Here is an 18733-nt window from a genome sequence, read left to right on the forward strand (position 1 = left end):
GACCCTCGCCCGGGTCACCGGCGGTTCGGCGCGACCGAATTCGGGTTGTTTCCCGTGCCGCGCGGGGCGGATGCGGAAGGGGATCAGCGATCGCATGAGGCATCCTCGACCAGCCAGGAGCACAGCTCGGGGAAGGAAATGCCGCTATGCGCCGCCTGTTCGGGCGCCAGCGAAGTGGGCGTCATCCCGGGCTGGGTATTGACCTCCAGCAGCACCAGACCATCCAGCCCGCGCGCCTCATCCCAGCGGAAGTCCGATCGCGACATGCCCCGGCAGCCAAGCGCCTTATGCGCCCTGACCGCGATATCAAGGCAGGCATCGGTGATTTCCTGCGGCAGATCGGCGGGGATCACATGGCGCGAGCCACCCGCCTTGTATTTCGCATCATAATCATACCAGCCATCGGTGACGATATCGGTGACCGCCAGCGCCTGGTCCCCCATCACCGCCACCGTCATCTCCCGGCCCGGCACATAGGTTTCCACCATCACCTGTTCGGGCATGGTATCGGCCAGGCGCGGCGCGTTGCTGCCCTCGCGCACGATATAGACCCCGACCGAAGACCCCTCATTATTCGGCTTCACCACATAGGGCGGCGGCAGAACATGGCGGGTGGAGACCTCTTCGCGCGACACAATGACGCTTTCCACCACCGGCAGGCCGGCGGCGCGGAACACCTCTTTCGAGCGGGTCTTGTCCATCGCCATCGACGAGGCCAGCAGCCCGGAATGGGTATAGGGAATCCGCAGCCATTCAAGGATGCCCTGCACGCAGCCATCCTCGCCCCAGCGGCCATGCAGCGCGTTAAATACGGCATCGGGGCGGATTTCGGTCAGGCGCGCGGCCAGATCGCGGCCCGCATCGACCTCAACCACCTCATAACCCGCCACACGCAGCGCCGTCGCACATTCCACACCCGAGGAGAGGGAAACCTCTCTCTCGGCGGACATGCCACCTTTCAAAACCGCCACGCGGGGAAATCTGCCCGATCCCGCCGCCATTTACTGCCTCTCGGGGTCTTTGATGACCCCATTTTTGCTTTCTGCCGGCTTTGCGCCGTTTGTCCTGGTTTAGTCTTCGTCTTCTTTTTTCGGCCCCGCACCTGGATCCAGGGCCTTGACTCTGATCAGCGGGCTGCTTCGCCAACCCGCATGATTTCCCATTCTAGCGTGATCCCGCTGGATTGGAACACCTTTTTTCGCACTTCTTCCCCGAGTGATTCGAGATCCGTGGCCGTGGCGCCACCGGTATTGATCATAAAATTGGCATGCATCGGCGACATCTGCGCCGCGCCGACCGCTGCCCCGCGCATTCCGGCCTCGTCGATCAGCTTCCAGGCCTTAAGCTCATGGCTGTCATCCGCGCGCCCGGTCGAGGAAAACCCGGCCGGATTGCGGAAGGTCGAGCCCGCCGTGCGCTCTTTGGTGGGCTGCGAGGCGTCGCGCTTTGCCAGCTGTTCCTCCATCCTGGCCGCCAGTGCTGCCGGATCGCCTGCGGGCGCGCGAAAGGTTGCCGATACCAGCACCGCGCCCTCGGGCAGGTCGGATTGCCGGTAGCGCAGCGCAAGGTCGGCCGCTTTCAGCACCCGCGTCTCGCCCTGGCGGGTGATGATGCGCACCTCTTCCAGGTGATCCACGACATAAAGCCCGTAGCAGCCGGCATTCATCCGGACCGCGCCGCCGATGCTGCCGGGGATGGTGCGCAGGAAGGTCAGATCGCGCCCGGCCTCGGCCGCCTTTTTCGCGACATGCGCATCCAGCGCCGCAGCACCGGCGATCACGCGGTCGCCCTCGACCGTGATCCCGTTGAAACAGCGCCCCAGCCGGATCACCACCGCCCGGATGCCGCCATCGCGCACGATCAGGTTCGACCCCACCCCCATCGGGAAGACCGCGACCTCTGCCGGCAGCGCGTGCAGAAAATCTGCCAGATCCGCCTCATCCGCCGGCTGGAAGAACCAGTCGGCCGGGCCGCCGACCCTGAGCCAGGTCAGATCGGCAAGCGGACGGTCAGCGGTAAGGGCGCCGCGCGGGGTCGGGAGGGGGGCTCGCGTGTTCATGGACCCCAGCTATCCGCGAAGCCCCCGCCTGCGCAAGGGGGCGGGCCATGCGGCCTGCGCTCACTCCTCGCGGCGCTGCCCGCGCAGATGCAGATATTTCAGCACCACCACCATGGCCACCAGAACACCAAGCGCCACCAGCGGCAGCCAGGGGAGTATCTGGCCGAACACTCCGGTCTCAGTCCCGCCAATCATGCCGCCACCGCTGCGCCCGGCTTCGCCACCAAAGAGCCAGAGAAACGGCGCCAGGATCACAAGGAACCAGATCGCGAAAAACTCGAATATATTGCGCGCCTCCATCGCCGCGATGGCCAGGGGCACCACGACAATGGCCAGCCCCAGCAGCAGCCGCAACACCAGGCGGAATTCGCGCCCGTTGAAAAAGGGGATCGCCAGCACAAGGATGAACGCGATGAAGGCGGGGATGAGATACTGGACCGGCATGGCAAACCAATTATCCGTTAAGCTTGCCCGATCCTAACCGCCGCTTTTGTCCTGAATATGGCCGAACCGGATCAGCGCGGCTTGCGGATCGAGCGCCAGAACCAGATCAGCGGCCAGCGCATGATGCTGGCGCCGCCGATCAGGAAGACAAGCCCCCAGACCGGGCCGTTTTCCCAGGTCACCCAGCCCAGCAGCGGGATGCCGAGCACCGCCAGCACCATCGCCGCGCGGATATGCTTGTCGCGGGTGGGAAGCATGGCGATCACATTGGCCAGAACCAGCCAGGCGCATCCGAGGATCAGCGGCAGGGTCATTGGTCGGTCTCCGTGAACGCTTTGGCGGGGGGATTTTTCAGGCAGGCCAGGAAACGGGGTTCCGGCGGCAGCCGCAGAGTCAGACCCATCGGAAAAGAACCGGCAGCGCCACCGCGACCAGCACCGCCCAGGCCAGAGCAGCGCGACCACCACTGCCGGGAAAACGCGAGACAAAGCTGCCCAGCGAGAGACCGGTCCAGGGTCCGGCCAGGATGGCGATGGTCAGCAAAGCATTGACCTGACGCACGACGCCCGATTTGCGATCCGGATCGGGACCGTTGCTTTCCGCCGCAAGGGCTGCGACCCAATGACAGGCGAAAAAGCCTGCCAACCCGAACAGAGCCAGCCCTGCAAGGATCAGTGGAATGTTCCGGAATACCCCCTGAAACAACCAGCCGATCTGCCAGGCAAAGAGCCCCATCCCCACAGTCAGCGCCAGGAAAAAGAGCAGATCCGCGTCCACCGACCATCAGGCTGCTTTGCCAAGGAGCTTGCCGGGCAGATTGTTCGCCCAGGCCGAGATGGTCCCGGCGCCGAGGCAGACGAAAATATCGCCAGGCCGGGTCTGTTCGCGGAAAAGCCGCGCGAGATCCGTCTCGTCGATCACAGCGCGGGCATGGCGATGGCCATGCGCGATCAGCCCCGCGACCAGATCATCGCGGCTCGCGCCAGAGATCGGCTCTTCGCCCGCCGCATAGACCTCGGCGATGCCGACCACATCGGCCTCGTTGAAACAGGTGCAGAAATCGTCAAACAGGTTGGAAAGCCGCGAATAGCGATGCGGCTGATGCACCGCGATCACCCGCGCGCCGGGAGTGCCGGAAACCGCCTGGCGCGCGGCTTTCAGCACTGCCGCGATCTCGACCGGGTGATGGCCGTAATCGTCGATGATCGGCACACCATTCACCTCACCCACCCGGGTAAAGCGGCGGTTGACGCCGGCAAACCCGGCCAGAGCGGCGCGGATCTCTTCCTTCTTCATGCCCAGATGGCGGGCGACGGCGACAGCCGAAAGCGCATTGGATACATTGTGATCGCCGGGCATCGGCAGCTCACACCCTTCGATAATCGACCCTTCGCCCTCGTTTTGCAGCAGGATATCAAAGCAGGACTTGCCGTTTTCGAACCTGAGATTCACCGCCCGCACATCGGCCTGGGCGTTGAAGCCAAAGCTGACCACACGGCGGTCGGCGACACGCCCGACCAGCGCCTGCACTTCCGGATGATCGGTGCAGCAGACGGCCACCCCATAAAACGGGATATTCGAGACGAAATCGAGAAAGCCTTTGCGCAAAGCCTCGATGGTGCCCCAATGCTCCATATGTTCGGGGTCGATATTGGTGACGATGGCGATGGTCGCGGGCAGTCGGTTGAAGGAGCCATCGCTCTCATCCGCCTCGACCACCATCCATTCGCCGGCGCCTGCGCGCGCGTTCGAGCCATAGGCATGGATCACGCCGCCATTGATGACGGTCGGGTCAAAGCCGCCCTTATCGAGCAGCGTCGCCACCATGGTCGTGGTCGTCGTCTTGCCATGCGTCCCGGCCACCGCGATATTCGATCTGAGCCGCATCAGCTCGGCCAGCATCTCGGCGCGGCGCACCACCGGCAATTTGCGGCGCCGCGCCTCTTCCAGCTCGGGATTGCCGCGCTTGATCGCCGAGGAAATCACCACGACCGACACGCCCTCGCCGATATTCGCGGCGCTCTGGCCTTCATGGAACTCGGCCCCGAGCGCCACCAGACGGTCGGTGATTTTCGACGCCTTGCTGTCTGATCCCTGCACCCGGTAGCCCAAAGTCAGCAGCACCTCGGCAATCCCCGACATGCCGATGCCGCCGATGCCGATGAAGTGGATCGGACCCAGCTCCAGCGGGAGTTTGGTGGCAGCATTCATCTTTTTTCTCCTGCGAGCTCTTCAACCAGCGCGACAAGGCTTTCCGTCGCATCCGGGCGGCCACGCCCAAGCGCATTGGCGGCCATCTGCCGCGCCCCCCCGGGATTGCCGAGGACGGCGGCGACTTGCGCGCTGAGCGCAGCGGGGTCAAGCAGTTTCTCGGGGATCAGCACCGCTGCCCCGACGTCAACAAGGCCGCGCGCATTGGCGGTCTGATGGTCGCCGGTGGCGGCGGCAAAGGGGATCAGCACCGAAGGCCGCCCGATCACCGAAATATCGGCAACCGATGAGGCGCCGGAGCGCGAGATCACCAGCTGCGCCTCGGAAAGACGGCGGGGGATATCGTCGAAAAACGGCCTGATCTCGGCGCGGATACCGGCCTCGGAATAGCCGGCCTGGGCGCGCCCGGCATCTTCGGCCCGGGCCTGATGCGCGACGCGAAGGTTGTCGCGCAAACCCTCGGGCAGCAGTGCCAGAGCGGCGGGCACCACATCGGAAAGGATCTTCGCGCCCTGACTGCCGCCGATGACCAGAAGGCTCATCGGGTAATCGCCAGGCTCGATATAGGGGGCACCGGCGCGCTCCAGCACCGCCCCCCGCACCGGGTTACCGGTCGGGATGCCCTCGACGCCCTGGGGCAAGATGGTCGGCCAGGTGCCGCAGGCGACACGGTCGACGCGTTTGGCGAAAAGCTGGTTCACCCGGCCAAGAACGCCGTTTTGTTCATGGATCATCCGGGGGCGGCGCAGGATGAAGGCCGCCGAGAGCGCCGGGATGGTCGGATAGCCGCCAAAGCCCACGACAACCGCAGGCTTGTCCGACAGCATCTTTGCCACCGCGCCGATCACGCCGCCCGCGATGCGGAAGGGCGCTGCCAGCTTTGCCGCGAGGCCGCCACGCGCGAAGGTGGCCGAGGCGACCTTTTCCACCACCACCGCCTTCGGGAAGCCGCCGGCATAGCGCGCGCCGCGATCATCGGTCGAGAGCTTGACCCGCCAGCCCTGCGCCAGCATGGCCTCGGCCAGGGCCTGGGCGGGGAACATATGCCCGCCGGTACCGCCTGCCGCGATCAGAAGAAGGGGCGCCCTCAAAGCCATCAGCGTCTGCGCCCGAAAAGCTCGGCCATGCGGTCACGCGGCCTTGTACGGGTCAGCGCCAGCAACATCCCCACCGTGATCCCGGCGGCGATGATCGAGGAACCGCCGTAGGAAACGAAGGGCAGCGTCATTCCCTTGGCCGGCAACAGCCGCACCGCGACACCCATATTGATCATAGCCTGAACCCCGAAGATGCAGGCAAGGCCCGATCCGGCAAGCCGGGTGAAGGTGTCACGCTCGGCCGTCAGCCGGACCAGCGAGCGCACCACGATGATCCCGAACAAAGCGAGGATCACCAGCACCAGCACAAGGCCATATTCCTCGGCCGCGACTGCGATGATGAAATCGGTATGCGCGTCCGGCAGCGACCATTTCACCTGGCCCTCGCCGACACCGACGCCGAAGAAACCGCCCTCCTGGATCGCGTTCGCCGCATAGCCCAGCTGGGTGCGCGGATCGACTTCGGGTGACAGGAAACCGTCGATCCGGCGCGCGAAATGCTCGGAAGAGCTATAGGCGGTAAAGCCGCCGACCGCGGCGATGCCGATCACACTGGCGATCAGCAACATCGGCGCCCCGGCGATGAAATAGATCACACCCCAGGAGAAGACGATCAGCGCCGATTGCCCGAAATCGGGCTGCATGGCGAGGAAGCCGACCACAAGCCCCAGCATCCCGAAAGAGATCAGCTTGCCGGGCGGGCCGTTGATATCCTGTGCCGCCGCCATCATCCAGGCGGTGAAAATCACGAAACCGGGTTTCAGAAACTCGGAAGGCTGCAGCGAGAAGCCGCCGATCGACAGCCAGCGAATGGCACCCTTGCCGTGATCCTGACCCACGAAAGGCAGCGCCATCACCAGCACCAGCGCGATCAGGAAGCCAAGGATGCCCAGGCGGCGCACCACCGCCGACGACATGGTCGAAATCGCCAGCATCACCACCAGCGCTATACAGCCGAAAATCGTCTGGCGCTGCACATAGAAGAACTGGTTCAGCTCGTTGCGGCTCGCGAGCGGCACCGAGGCCGCAAGCGCCAGCAAAAGCCCGATCCCGAACAGCATAAAGACCGAACACATGGTCCAGCGATCAACGGTGCGCCACCAGCGCGGCAGCACCGGCTCGCGCACAGCAACGGGTGAGGAACCATAGACCATCTCAGTCATGGGGAGCCGCCTCGATAGATCGGAAAACCGAATTACTGCCTCTGGCCCGGGTGTCCCCCCGGGTCCGTAATGCGAAACTGTAATGGCAAAGCGGTCAGAAGGCCAGCGGAAATGCGGCAGCAAAGCACGGCTCGCGGGGCGGGTTCAGGGCGATTCGAGATCCTGGAACTGCCGCAGGATCTGGCTGTCGCGCGCCGGCCCAAGCGCAAGGCTGCCTGCCGCATGCTGGCAGGCGGTCCAGAGCCGATAGGTCTCGGGCTGGCGGATCAGCGCGGCAAAGCGGGCGTGGTGCCAGGCGACCGCCTCCTCATGCAGCGCGGCCATCCCCGGCAGCGCCATCAGCGCCGCCATTTCCTGCTGCAAGGGCCCCGCCAGCACCGCCGCTGCGGTGTTTTCCACCGTGTTGAAGTTGCGCTCGACCCAGTAATGCAGGTCGATCCCTTTCTGGCTGCGATTGGGCAGGCCACGATCCGATTTCACCACGAAAGCCGCAACCGAACGCAGCGAGTAATGATGCATCTCGGCCAGGGCGCGATGCCCGGTCAGCGGCAAAAGCGAGAGGCGTTTGTCATCGGCCAGCACGGGCGGCAGCGGCCTGCCAGTCCCATCGACCCAGAAGGCCGCCCCCTGCCCCTCACGCCTGAGCGGCCGGTGCACCCCGGGGCGCTGAAAAGCGCCGGGACGGAACAGGCTTTTGAAAAAGGTCGCCGCAATCGGGTGGAACATCCCTGCGGGCGCCGAGCGGGTGAACTGCCCGGTCACCGGCAGATCCTGGAATTCGGCAAGGCCGCCGGCACCGAACAGCCGCCAGGCCAGGGCTATGGCCTCGGCCCCGGATGGAACGGCCGCCAGCAGGTCGGCAAAGCGGTGACTGCCACAATGGATCACAGGAAATTCATCGACATCCGAGATCAGCATCCAGTCGGATGCCTTGCGTTCGGGCTGCGCCCAGGCGGCTTTCAGCGCCCGCCATTGCACACTGGCGGCCTTGCCCTTTGCCGAATGCATCTCTGCCATCGGCGGCTGCGGCAGATGCCTGACCACGCCCGCCGCCATCAGCGCATCAAGCATCCGGTCGCTGCCATCCCGGCAATCATTCGAGGCGATCAGAAAATCGGTCACGCCCAGCAGCCGGTGCCAGGCGAGCCATTCGATCAGATAGGGCCCCTCATCGCGGACCGATGTGACACTGGTAATGCGCATCCTTCATGCCTGGCGCGGATCAGGCCGCAGGGCAAGGCCCCCTCAACCGGCCCGGAGCGCCTTTTTCCCCGCCATTTTCGCAAGGGTGCCGTCTTTCCACATCGCCTCATGCAGGCCGACCATGGCGATATGGCCGATCAGCAGCGCGCCGAAGACCCAGCCCAGCTCGCCATGCACGGCATTGCCGAAATCCACCATCCAGCTGATCGGCTCCTCGCGCGTGGGAAACAGCGGGAAGCCAAAGGGCGCGAAACCCCGGCCCGAACCGAAAGCCCGCGCCAGAGCCGCCAGCGGCACGATCAGCATCACCAGATAGAGGATGCCATGCCCCGCCTTTGCGGCAATCCCGATCGGCCCGCGCCCGTGATCGGGGCGGCGTCCGGCATTCATAAAGGCCCAGGCCACCCGGATCACGATCAGCCCGAAAACGGCCGTGCCCACCGGCCCATGCGAGGCGATGACCGCGCTGTCTCGCGGCGAGATACCGAACCCGACCTTCAGGATCATCGTCATAAACTGCCACAGCACCAGGGCGGCAATCGACCAGTGCAGCGCACGGGTCACCTTGCCATAGGCGCGCGGCGTGTCACGAAAGGGGAGCGTCATCCGGGTCATTGTCTTGCCTTGTTGCCTGAAAGAGAAGGCGCGCTTCCCCTTCCGGTTACGGGATTGTGCTGCACCTGCCAACAACCTGACGTAAAGTTGACTATTTTTCCTGGCGGCCTTATCCCGACCCCGGGGGAGAACGCCGGCACGGCGGTCTGCCCGAAACAGCTGTTCCGTCACGCAGGTGCGTTATGAGCGATGCCCTCCTTCCCGACCCAGGCGAGGCTCCGCGTCAGATCTGGCCCGGGGAATTCGCCGCCCGTTACCGGGCAAAGGGCTATTGGCGCGGCGAGAGCTTTGGCACCCTGCTGCGCCGGCTGGCGGCCGATCATGGCCCGCGCATCGCGGTGGTGGGGGGCGAGACCCGGCTCAGCTATCAGGATCTGCTGGCCGCCGCCGAGACCGCCGCGCATGGCTTTCTTGCGCTCGGGCTCAGGCCCGGTGACCGGGTGGTGGTGCAGGTCCCGAATATTGCCGGCTTCTTCCCGGCGGTCTTTGGTCTTTTTCTGGCCGGGCTGATCCCGGTCTACGCCCTGCCCGCCCATCGCCGCACCGAGATCGCGCATTTCGTTGCCCGCTCCGGCGCGAAAGCCCTGGTGATCGCCGATCTGTGGGAGGGCTATGATTACCGCGCCCTCGCCCGCGAGATCCGCGAGGAAAGCCCCGATCTGCGGGTGGTGGTGATCGGCGAGGCCCCGGTTACGGGCGAGGTCGGGGAATTCACCGCGTTCGACAGCCTGAAAGGCCAGGGAGAGCTGCCGCAGGTCGACCCGTCCGAGGTCGCCTTCATGCAGATTTCCGGCGGCACCACGGGGCTGTCGAAACTGATCCCACGCACCCATGACGATTATATCTACAGTTTCCGCGAAAGCGCCGCGATCTGCGGGCTGACGGCGGACAGCGTCTATCTCTGCGCCCTGCCCGTTGCGCATAACTTCCCGATGTCGTCGCCGGGCGTGTTCGGCGCGCTGTCGGTCGGCGCCAAAGTGGTGCTCAGCCCCAATCCGGCACCTGCCACCGCCTTCCCGCTGATCGCGGCGGAACGCGTTACCATCACCGGCCTCGTGCCGCCGCTGGCGCTGTTGTGGATGCAGGCGGCGCCGGGCAGCGCGCATGACCTCTCCAGCCTTGAGGTGCTGGGGGTGGGGGGCGCGAAATTCATCCCCGAAGCGGCGGCGCGGGTGCGCCCCGTGCTGGGCTGCACGCTGCAACAGGTGTTCGGCATGGCCGAGGGGCTGGTGAACTATACCCGCCTCGACGACCCCGAAGAGATCATCATCAACACGCAAGGCCGCCCGATCAGCGCGGATGACGAGGTGCTGGTGCTGGATGACAACGGACAGCCGGTGGCGATGGGCGAGGCCGGCTACCTCCATACCCGCGGCCCCTATACGATCCGTGCCTATCACAACGAGCCCGCCGCCAATGCCAGCAGCTTTACCCCGGACGGGTTTTACCGCACCGGCGATATGGTGAAGCAGCTGCCCGGCGGCTATCTGGTGGTCCAGGGCCGCGCCGGCGACCATATCAACCGGGCCGGCGAGAAGATTTCCGCCGAAGAGATCGAGGATCACCTGCTGGCCCATCCGGCAGTGTTCGATGCCGCCGTGGTCTCGATCCCAGATCCGTTTCTGGGCGAGCGCAGCTGCGCTTTCCTCGTCCTGGCTGAAGGCGTCGAAAAGCCGAAGGCGGCGGCGATCAAGGCTTTCGTCCGGGGGCGCGGTATTGCCGCGTTCAAAGTCCCCGATGAGGTGGTTTTCGTGACGGAATTCGCCACCACCGCCGTTGGAAAGATCAGCCGGGTGAAGCTCCGCGCCGATCTGCGTGCCCGATATCTGAAAGAAGAAGCCGCGAAATGACTGTAACGCTGGAAAAAATGCGCGCCGATATTGCCCGGCTGATTGATCTTGACCCTGATGAGATCGGCAATGACGATCATCTGCCCGATCTGGGGCTGGATTCGCTGCGCCTGATGCGGCTGGTGACCGCCTGGGAGGCAGAGGGGCTGAAGCTCGATTTCGCGGTCTTTGCCGAGAGTGCGACTTTGGGCGAATGGTGGGAGGCGGTTTCCCGCCTCCAGGCTGCGGGCTGAGGCGCGCTCCGGATGACCCGCGCTGTTCAGGAGACGCGCCCGCTGACCGAGGCGCAGGAGGGGCTCTGGTATTTCCAGGCGCTCGACCCCGCCAATCCGATCCTGAATACCGGGCAATATCTGGAACTGACCGGCGCCGTCGATCTGGCGGCTCTGCGCGAGGCCGTGGCGCGGACGATCATTGAGTCCGAGGCGCTGCATCTGCGGTTCCGCACCGGCAGTACCGGGCCGGAGCAATGGCTGCAACCGGGCGCGCTTTCGCTCTCCGAAGTCGATCTGACCGCCCATCCCGAGGCGGCGGCCGAGGCGCTGAGGCAGATGCAGGCCGATACGGCGCGCCCCACCGATCTCGCAGCCGAGCCGGTGGCGGCTTTCACGCTGTTCCTGCTCCCGGACCGGGTGTTCCTTTACGAGCGCATCCACCATCTGGCCACCGATGGCTACGGCATCGTGCTGGTCTCGAACCGGATCGGCGAGCATTACGGGCATCTGACCGGGCAAGGGCCGGAGCCGCTGCCCTTCCCGCCGCTGAGCCGCGCGGATGACGAGGATGCGGTTTATCGCAACAGCCCCCGCCGCGTCGGCGATGCCGCCTGGTGGCGCGAGGCGATGGCAGGCGCGCCGGTGGTGACAAGCCCCGGCACGCTGGCGGGCGAACGCGCCGTCAGCGGCCATGAATTCCACCGCGAGAGCCTCTGGCTGCCAGAGGCGCTGACCGCCCGGCTGGCGGCGTTTTCCGATCAGCATGGTTTCGGCTGGCCGGATGTGCTGACCGCTTTGACCGGCGCCTGTCTGGCGCGCTGGTCGGGTGTGGATGGTGCCGGCGGCGAGGCGGTGATCGGCATGCCCTTCATGGCGCGGATGGGGCGCAAGATCGCGCGGCTGCCCTGTATGGCGATGAATGTGTTGCCGCACCGGGTCAGCCCTGATGAGGAAGCGCCATTGTCCGACTGGCTGGGCCATGAGGTCAGGCGGATGCGCGAGGCGCGCAAACATGGGCTCTACCGCTCCGAGCAGCTGCGCCGCGATCTGGGGCTGATCGGGGGCGCGCGCAGGCTATACGGGCCGCTCGTTAATGTGCAGCCCTTTGACCGTGCTCCGGTTTTTTCCGGGCTGGAGTGCCGGCTGCATATCCTCGGCGCCGGCGCGGTCGAGGATCTGACCTTTACCTTCCGCGGCGATCCCGTGGCGGGGATACTGTTCGAGACCGACAGCAATCCAGGCCTGTACAGCGCCGAGGAGACCCGGAACCATGGGTTGCGGCTGATGGCCTTCATCGAGGGCGCGCTGGCGGCAGAGCGGTTGCGCGATGTGCCCTCGGCCAGCCCGGACGAGATCGCCGCCCAGGATGCGCGGGCGCTGGCAAGCCGGCATCCGGTGCCGGATGTCACCCTGGTCGATCTGATCGAGGCGCAGATGCGCGAAACACCCGAGGCGCCGGCGCTGCGCTTTGGTGCGGTCGGGCTGAGCTATGCAGAGCTGGATGCGCAGACAGAGGCGCTGGCGGTACAGTTGCGCGCGCGCGGCGCCGGGCCCGAGCAGATCGTGGCGGTGGCGATGGAGCGCTCGCTGGAACTGTCGGTGGCGCTGGTCGCCATCCTGCGCACCGGCGCGGCCTGGCTGCCGCTCGACCCCGATCACCCGCCGGAGCGGCTGGCCAGGATCCTGGCGATGGCGAAACCGGTGCTGGTGATGACGAGCGCGGCGATTGCGCCTTTGCTGCCGGCGGAGGCACCGCTTTTTCAGCCGGCAGACTGGCCCGCAGACTGGCCTGCGCAGTGGCACTCCCTCCACCCCGCCCCCCCCCTCGCCAGGCCTTCAGGCCACAGCGCTTCTGGCCAGAGATGCATGGGGCAACCCCGGATCAGCTTCGGAAATCCGATCTGACGCAGACAGAGGCGCAGCACAGGCTCACGCGCCCCTTTCCGGCGCCAGCCTCGCCTATGTCATCTATACATCCGGCTCCACCGGCGAGCCGAAAGGCGTGATGATCGAGCACCGCGCCATCGTGAACCGTCTTCTCTGGATGCGCGACCATTACGGCATCGGCCCCGGCGACCGCATCCTGCAAAAGACCCCCGCCACCTTCGACGTCTCGGTCTGGGAGTTCATCCTCCCCTGTATTTCCGGCGCCGAGCTTGTCATGGCCCCTCCCGGTGCTCATCGCGACCCCTCGGAAATCGCCCGGCTGATCCGCGCCCACCAGATCACCACGCTGCATTTCGTGCCCTCGATGCTGTCGGCCTTCCTCGCGGCACCAGCCTCCGAGGGTCTCACCATCCGGCGCACCTTCTGTTCCGGCGAAGAGCTGACCGCCGATCAGCGTAGCCGCTTCCATCGCCGCATCCAGGGCGAGCTGCACAATCTTTACGGTCCGACCGAGGCGGCAGTCGATGTCACCTTCTGGCCGGCGACGCCCGAAGACCGCTCCAACCCGCTGCCGATCGGCTGGCCGGTCTGGAACACCTGGCTGCCGGTGCTGGACGAGCATCTGCGTCCCGTCCCCGCCGGCATGCCCGGGAACCTCTATCTCGGCGGCGTGCAGCTGGCGCGCGGCTATCTCGGCCGCCCCGATCTGACCGCTGACCGCTTCATCCCCGATCCGCGCCATCCCGGCCAGCGCCTCTATGCCACGGGCGATGTTGCAAAAACCCGGCCCGATGGCGCGGTGGTCTACCTTGGGCGCTCGGATCACCAGGTCAAGATCCGCGGCCTTCGGATCGAGCTGGGCGAGATCGAGGCTGCGATCATGGCCACAGGCCTTGCCCGCGAATGCGTGGTGCTGGCGCGCGAGGACCGGGCCGGAGAGAAGCGGCTCGTCACCTATCTGGTGGCGGAGGCGGGCTATGTGCCCGGCCGGCTTGCGCCACTGCTGGCCGGAGGCCTGCCCTCTTACATGGTGCCCGCAGCCGAGATCACGCTGGCCGCGCTGCCGGTCACATCGAATGGCAAGCTCGACCGCAAGGCGCTGCCGGCGCCGGAATTCACCGCCTCGGGTCGCGCGGCCGAAACGGGGGCCGAGCGCCTCCTCGCCAGGCTATATGCCGAGATCCTGCATCTCGACGCCCCTGCCCCGGCCGAGGCGGATTTCTTCGCCCTGGGCGGCGACAGCCTTTCCGCCGTCCGCCTTGTGCTCAGGATCGCGGAAGAGACCGGCCGCGATCCGGGCCTTGGTGCGATTTTCGAGAACCCGGTTCTCGATATGCTGGCGGCGAGGCTCGACGCGGCAGGGCCGACCGAGGATGGTCTTGGGCCACTGATCCGGCTGGCCCAGGGGGCATCTGACAGGGCGCCCCTCTTCCTGATCCACCCGGCGGGCGGGCTCGGCTGGGGCTACCGGGCACTGGCCCGCGCGCTGGCGCCCGGGGTTACGGTCTATGCGGTGCAGCATCCCGGACTTGACCCATCCGTTGCGCTGCCGGAAAATCTTGCCGCCCTGGCCGCCGGATACGCGACGCTGGTGGCAAAGACGCAACCCGAAGGCCCGATCCATCTGGCCGGCTGGTCGGTGGGCGGCATCATCGCCCAGGAAATGGCGGTCGGGCTGGCGGCGATGGGGCGCGAGACCGGGCTGGTCGCGCTCATGGACAGCTACCCCACCGATGTCTGGCGCAATGAGCCGGAGCCCGATCCGGCGGCTGCGCTGCGCGCGCTGCTGGCGATTGCCGGCCACGACCCCGAGGCGCATCGAGACCTCGACAGCCGCGACAAGGTGGTGGCTTTCCTGCGCCAGGGCGACAGCGCCATGGGCGCCCTGCCCGACCAGGTTCTGGACGGTGTCGTGCGGCTGGTCACCGACACCAACCGCCTTGTGCGCAGCCATCAGCACCGGCGCTATGACGGGACGATCACCCATATCCGCGCCGGAAACGACCATGCCGGCCGCGATCTGACGCCCTCGCTCTGGGCGCCCTATGCGGCAGCGACCGACCGGCTGGAAATCCCCTTCCTGCATTCGGAAATGATCTCGCCCGCCGCCATTGCCCTGATCGCGCCGGAACTGGCGAAACGAATGGGCTGACCGCCCTTCAGCGCAGGGCGAAGGGCAAGGCCAGCGGCAGCGAGCCCGCAATGGTCTGGATATGGGCATGCCCGGGCAGAACATGGATCTCGGGCGCGAAACCGGGATGCGCCGCCAGCCCCTGCACGAAATCCATCGTGGCCGGCGCCGGCCCGTCGGGCGGCGGCCCCGAGGCACCGCTGCGCTTTTCCATATCGCCAAGCGCCATCATCAGCGCCGGCGGGCTTTCCAGCCTGGCCGCGCCTGCGGCAACCCTGCGGATCAGCGCCTCATCCCACCAGATCGAGGGGCTGATCGCGGCATAGCGCGCGAAAGCCCCCGGCCGGGTCAGCGCGGCGTAAAGCGTGAACAACCCGCCAAAGGAATGGCCCCAGAGGCTGCGGCGCGCCGGATCGACCGGCAGCCCCTCCTCTGTGGCGGTGCGCAATTCGCCGGTCAGCCGGTCCAGGAATTGCGCCGCGCCGCCGGCCATCCGCCCCTCATGGACATGATCAGGGCGGATCCCGTCCGCCGTCGCGCCGGTTGCCGTTAAATCAGGTGCGGTGAAGTCGAGCGTCCGGCGCTCCCGCGAGAACTGGCGGTCGGTGTCATAGCCGACCCCCGCCAGCATCAGCCCCGGCACCAGCGCGAGATGGTCTTCGGTCAGGAAATCAAAGGCCGCATTGCCGTCAAGCATATAAAGAACCGGCCAGCCCTCCGCGGGTGCCTCGCCCTTTGGCACCGCAAGGTAAAGCCGGTGCCCCGGGCCGCACTTCACGACCTTTTGCGAAAGGCGATGGCTGGCCGGATCGGCATCGAGGATCTTCAGCTCTGCCGGCTTTCGCGCGTGATCGGGACCGGTTTTGCCATGCACAGACATGTTTTTCTTCCCCATTCGCAAAACAGCACCGCGATTGCGGCGGGTGGGCAGCGCAAGCTCCCGGCTGTGCCCGGAAAACGCGGGCGCGGGGCGCATATGGACAGCCAGTTAGACCCGGGCGAATTAGTTGACAATCCCTCTCAAGAATATACTGCTGCACTCAGGGTCGCCCGGCTGCGTCCCCGCCGGAAAATGCCGCTGTGACGCCCCGCGACGACCACACTGACCGGGGCACCCGCTGCAGATCCGGCGCTGTTTATGCCAGCGACACCCGGACCGGCCAGCACCCGATGCGCCGTTCCGGCATGATAATACCGAGGAGAAGATCATGGCTTTCCCGCCTCTGCACCGCTTTCGTGGCCTTCTGGGCGCCTCTGCCCTGGCTTTCAGCGTGATGTCCGGCCCGTTGGACGCCGAGACCATTTTCACCACCACGACCGATGGCTTCCCCGGCATGGTGCGGGCCGGCGCAGTGGAACAGGGCGCCGCCGTGGTGGCGGGTTCGGCCGTGTCGATCACCGGCGAACGGATGATCCCGGGCCAGGAAATCACCCTGATGCGCGGCAATACCGTGCTGAATGAGGGCGGCCCGATCAAAGTCGATAATGAGGGCAAATTCCGCTTTGACCTGACCATCGACCCCAATGCCGTCACCGGGTTGCAGCCGATCCTGGTGATTGCGGAAAAGCCCTCTTCGGCAACGGTGATTGATCTGAAAATCTCTCCCAATCTCGCCATTGCAGGCGCCGACAGCTTCGACATCACCAGCGCGCCGGTGACGCGGGGCCTCTATCAGCTGGCCTATAGCCCCTCGCGGAATGTGTTCTATGTCACCTCGGCGGTGGGTCGGCCGCCGGTGAAGGAATCGGCGCTGTCAAAAGTCGATCCCGATACGCTGAAAGTGATCGAACAGATCACCCCGGGCGCCGCCCCGGTGCCCGAGGGCAGCGCGGCAGAAGAGGATGGCCGCCCGGCGCTTTACGCGGTTTACGGGCTTGGCCTCGACGAGACTGCCGGCCGGCTCTGGACCACCAATACCCGCCAGAACACCATCGCCGTCTACAGCGCCGATGACCTGTCGCTGATCAGACAATTCGAGCCGGATTTCATCGCCCATCCTTTCTCGGTCCAGATCGATGAGGCGGCGGGTCGCGTCTATATCTCTTCGGCGCGCTCGCCGGTGATCGAGGTGATCGACGCGAAGACGATGGAAAAGCTGGACCCCTACAGCATTCCCTCGCAGCTGCGGGGCCAGACATTCGGCACCCAGGATATCTATTTCGATCCGGCGACCGGCAAGCTCTTTGCGGCCTCCAGTGCGACGCCCGAGCTGGCGGTGATCGACACCAAGACCGGCGATATCCGCGTGACGCCGCTGCCCGGCTCGATCGGCGCGGCCTCGGTGGCCTATGATGCTGCCGATGATCTGGTCTTCGTCGCCTCGCAGACCAGCGACAACCTGCTGATCGTCAGCGGTGCCGATGGCTCGGTGCTGCATGATGTCGAAACCGGCGCCGGCGCGCTTTATGTAACCTTCGAGCCGAAATCGAAGCTGGCTTTCGTCGGCAATCGCGGTGCGGGCACCATCACCGTCGTCGATACCGAGGGCAAGGTGGTCGCCAATTTCGAAGCCGGCAGCCTGCCCAATGAGCTGGTGGCCGATGCCGGGGGCACCGTCTGGGCGGTGAACAAATCGCGCGGCCAGGATGATGACAGCGGCGACCGCATCTGGCGCATCCGTCCGAAAGCCCAATAAGGCGGGGCCAACAAATCAGGGTCCGGCAAGCGGCCTGAAATCGCGTGAAGGGGGCGGCCCGCGCCCCCTTTTTTTCCTGAATGGCGCCGCCATGCGGGTGCCAGAGGTAGCAAGATGATCCGTTTTCGCCCGCTTTCCCTGATGCTTGCGCTGATGGCAGGCCTTGCCGCGCCCGCGCTGGCAGAGATCCGCGCCACCGATATTCTGGGCCGCGAAGTGGTGCTGCAGGAACCCGCCTCCCGCATTGTGCTGGGCGAAGGGCGGCATATGGCGGTGCTGGGGCTGCTGCATCCCGATCCGGTGGCGAAAGTGGTGGGCTGGCGCACCGATAAGGGGCTGGATGAACCGACGCTTGCCGCGTATCGCGCGAAATTCCCGGCGATTGACGCGATCCGTTCCGTGGGCACCGGCAATCGGGAAATCTCGGTCGAGACGATCATCTCGCTCGATCCGGATCTGGTGGTGCTCTCCCTGATGGATGCGGGCGATCCGGCGATGGAGCGCGCCCGCGACCAGATCGAGGCTGCCGGCATCGCCGTCGCCTATGTCGATTTCTTTGCCCATCCACAGGAAAATTCGATCCCTTCGCTGCGGCTTCTGGGCCAGCTGACCGGTGGCAGCGCCCGCGCCGAGGAATTCGCCGAATTCTATGAGACGCGGCTGGCCCGGATCCGCGACCGGCTGGCGGATCCCGCGATCCGCCGCCCGAGCGTCTTCTTCCATGTCCATGCGGCGCCCACGAATTGCTGCTCGACGGTCGGGTCGGGGGTGTTTCGCGATTTCATCCAGACCGCCGGCGGCGAGAATATCGGGTCCGGGGTCGTCCAGGGCGTGCTGGGCAATGTCAGCCTTGAATTCCTGATCGGCGCCGATCCGGATTTCTATATCGCAACCGGCGGTGATCATATGCGGGCGCGGGGCGGGCTGGTGCTGGGACCGGATATCAGCGAGGCCGAGGCGCAGGAGAGTTTCGCCGCCCTGACCGGCGCCACCGGCTTCAACGCGCTGACGGCGGTGGAGGCGGGCCGCGCCTACGGCGTCTGGCATCTCTTCAACGATACGCCCAGCCATATCGCGCTGATCGAGTATCTGGCGAAAGCCTTCCATCCCGATCTCTTCCAGGATGTGGATCCTGCCGCGACGCTGCGGGAAATCGAGACCCGGTTCTCGCCGGTTCAGGTGCCCGGCACCTGGTGGATTTCGGCAAAGAACTGAGCGCCCG

At 65.9% G+C, this 18733-nt stretch carries 17 protein-coding genes; 6 read left to right on the forward strand and 11 right to left on the reverse strand.

Annotated features, from left to right (window positions below; translation table 11 throughout):
* Window positions 1–83: 83 nt before the first annotated feature.
* The 10 genes from DRF71_RS20485 to DRF71_RS20530 all read right to left on the reverse strand — a co-directional run bounded on the left by DRF71_RS20485 (window position 84) and on the right by DRF71_RS20530 (window position 8783).
* The gene (locus tag DRF71_RS20485) at window positions 84–1001 is read right to left on the reverse strand and encodes a D-alanine--D-alanine ligase (RefSeq protein ID WP_112312398.1); all 918 of its coding nucleotides are present in this window, start codon (window positions 999–1001) and stop codon (window positions 84–86) included.
* Between the two features lie 125 nt (window positions 1002–1126).
* The gene (gene murB, locus DRF71_RS20490; RefSeq protein ID WP_112312399.1) at window positions 1127–2059 is read right to left on the reverse strand and encodes a UDP-N-acetylmuramate dehydrogenase; all 933 of its coding nucleotides are present in this window, start codon (window positions 2057–2059) and stop codon (window positions 1127–1129) included.
* A 60-nt stretch (window positions 2060–2119) separates the two neighbouring features.
* Window positions 2120–2503 carry a hypothetical protein gene (locus DRF71_RS20495; RefSeq protein ID WP_112312400.1) on the reverse strand — a complete coding sequence of 128 codons (384 nt, stop codon included), beginning with the start codon at window positions 2501–2503 and terminating at the stop codon, window positions 2120–2122.
* Window positions 2504–2574: 71 nt separating this feature from the next.
* The gene (locus DRF71_RS20500) at window positions 2575–2817 is read right to left on the reverse strand and encodes a DUF2484 family protein (protein ID WP_112312401.1); all 243 of its coding nucleotides are present in this window, start codon (window positions 2815–2817) and stop codon (window positions 2575–2577) included.
* Between the two features lie 79 nt (window positions 2818–2896).
* Window positions 2897–3280 (reverse strand): hypothetical protein, encoded by a 384-nt coding sequence (locus DRF71_RS20505; RefSeq protein ID WP_112312402.1) that lies wholly within the window; start codon window positions 3278–3280, stop codon window positions 2897–2899.
* Between the two features lie 6 nt (window positions 3281–3286).
* Window positions 3287–4714: a UDP-N-acetylmuramate--L-alanine ligase gene (murC, locus tag DRF71_RS20510; protein WP_112312403.1), complete on the reverse strand. Its 1428-nt coding sequence runs from the start codon at window positions 4712–4714 to the stop codon at window positions 3287–3289.
* Window positions 4711–5805 carry a UDP-N-acetylglucosamine--N-acetylmuramyl-(pentapeptide) pyrophosphoryl-undecaprenol N-acetylglucosamine transferase gene (locus DRF71_RS20515; protein WP_112312716.1) on the reverse strand — a complete coding sequence of 365 codons (1095 nt, stop codon included), beginning with the start codon at window positions 5803–5805 and terminating at the stop codon, window positions 4711–4713. The genes murC and DRF71_RS20515 overlap by 4 nt, the downstream gene beginning before the upstream one ends.
* Window positions 5806–5810: 5 nt before the next feature.
* On the reverse strand, window positions 5811–6974 hold the full coding sequence (gene ftsW, locus DRF71_RS20520; RefSeq protein ID WP_112312404.1) for a putative lipid II flippase FtsW: 1164 nt from the start codon (window positions 6972–6974) through the stop codon (window positions 5811–5813).
* Between the two features lie 144 nt (window positions 6975–7118).
* Window positions 7119–8177, reverse strand: coding sequence for a glycosyltransferase family 2 protein (locus tag DRF71_RS20525; RefSeq protein ID WP_112312405.1), 1059 nt, complete (start codon window positions 8175–8177; stop codon window positions 7119–7121).
* A 42-nt stretch (window positions 8178–8219) separates the two neighbouring features.
* Window positions 8220–8783: a cytochrome b gene (locus tag DRF71_RS20530; protein WP_232831614.1), complete on the reverse strand. Its 564-nt coding sequence runs from the start codon at window positions 8781–8783 to the stop codon at window positions 8220–8222.
* Between the two features lie 191 nt (window positions 8784–8974).
* On the opposite strand from DRF71_RS20530, the gene DRF71_RS20535 reads away from it, so the two are divergent.
* Genes DRF71_RS20535 through DRF71_RS20550 form a run of 4 tightly spaced genes read left to right on the forward strand, consistent with a single transcriptional unit; the run spans window position 8975 to window position 14896 of the window.
* Window positions 8975–10642 carry a (2,3-dihydroxybenzoyl)adenylate synthase gene (locus tag DRF71_RS20535; protein ID WP_112312407.1) on the forward strand — a complete coding sequence of 556 codons (1668 nt, stop codon included), beginning with the start codon at window positions 8975–8977 and terminating at the stop codon, window positions 10640–10642.
* Window positions 10639–10875: a phosphopantetheine-binding protein gene (locus tag DRF71_RS20540; RefSeq protein WP_112312408.1), complete on the forward strand. Its 237-nt coding sequence runs from the start codon at window positions 10639–10641 to the stop codon at window positions 10873–10875. Before DRF71_RS20535 ends, DRF71_RS20540 begins: the two co-directional genes overlap by 4 nt.
* Before the next feature lie 12 nt (window positions 10876–10887).
* The gene (locus tag DRF71_RS20545; RefSeq protein ID WP_112312409.1) at window positions 10888–12762 is read left to right on the forward strand and encodes a condensation domain-containing protein; all 1875 of its coding nucleotides are present in this window, start codon (window positions 10888–10890) and stop codon (window positions 12760–12762) included.
* Entirely contained in the window at window positions 12752–14896 is a 2145-nt protein-coding gene (locus DRF71_RS20550) for an amino acid adenylation domain-containing protein (RefSeq protein WP_269814396.1), read from the forward strand. The genes DRF71_RS20545 and DRF71_RS20550 overlap by 11 nt, the downstream gene beginning before the upstream one ends.
* A gap of 7 nt (window positions 14897–14903) precedes the next feature.
* Here DRF71_RS20550 and DRF71_RS20555 read toward each other — a convergent pair whose 3' ends face one another.
* Window positions 14904–15755, reverse strand: a complete 852-nt coding sequence (locus DRF71_RS20555; protein WP_112312717.1) for an alpha/beta hydrolase — start codon at window positions 15753–15755, stop codon at window positions 14904–14906.
* A 328-nt stretch (window positions 15756–16083) separates the two neighbouring features.
* Here DRF71_RS20555 and DRF71_RS20560 point away from each other — a divergent pair, with 328 nt between their 5' ends.
* Complete coding sequence (locus DRF71_RS20560; RefSeq protein ID WP_112312410.1) at window positions 16084–17511, forward strand: YncE family protein; 1428 nt, start codon at window positions 16084–16086, stop codon at window positions 17509–17511.
* Window positions 17512–17625: 114 nt separating this feature from the next.
* The gene (locus DRF71_RS20565; RefSeq protein ID WP_112312411.1) at window positions 17626–18726 is read left to right on the forward strand and encodes an ABC transporter substrate-binding protein; all 1101 of its coding nucleotides are present in this window, start codon (window positions 17626–17628) and stop codon (window positions 18724–18726) included.
* Window positions 18727–18733 lie beyond the last annotated feature (7 nt).

Origin of the sequence: Pseudogemmobacter bohemicus, assembly GCF_003290025.1 — a bacterium.
Lineage (GTDB): Bacteria > Pseudomonadota > Alphaproteobacteria > Rhodobacterales > Rhodobacteraceae > Pseudogemmobacter > Pseudogemmobacter bohemicus.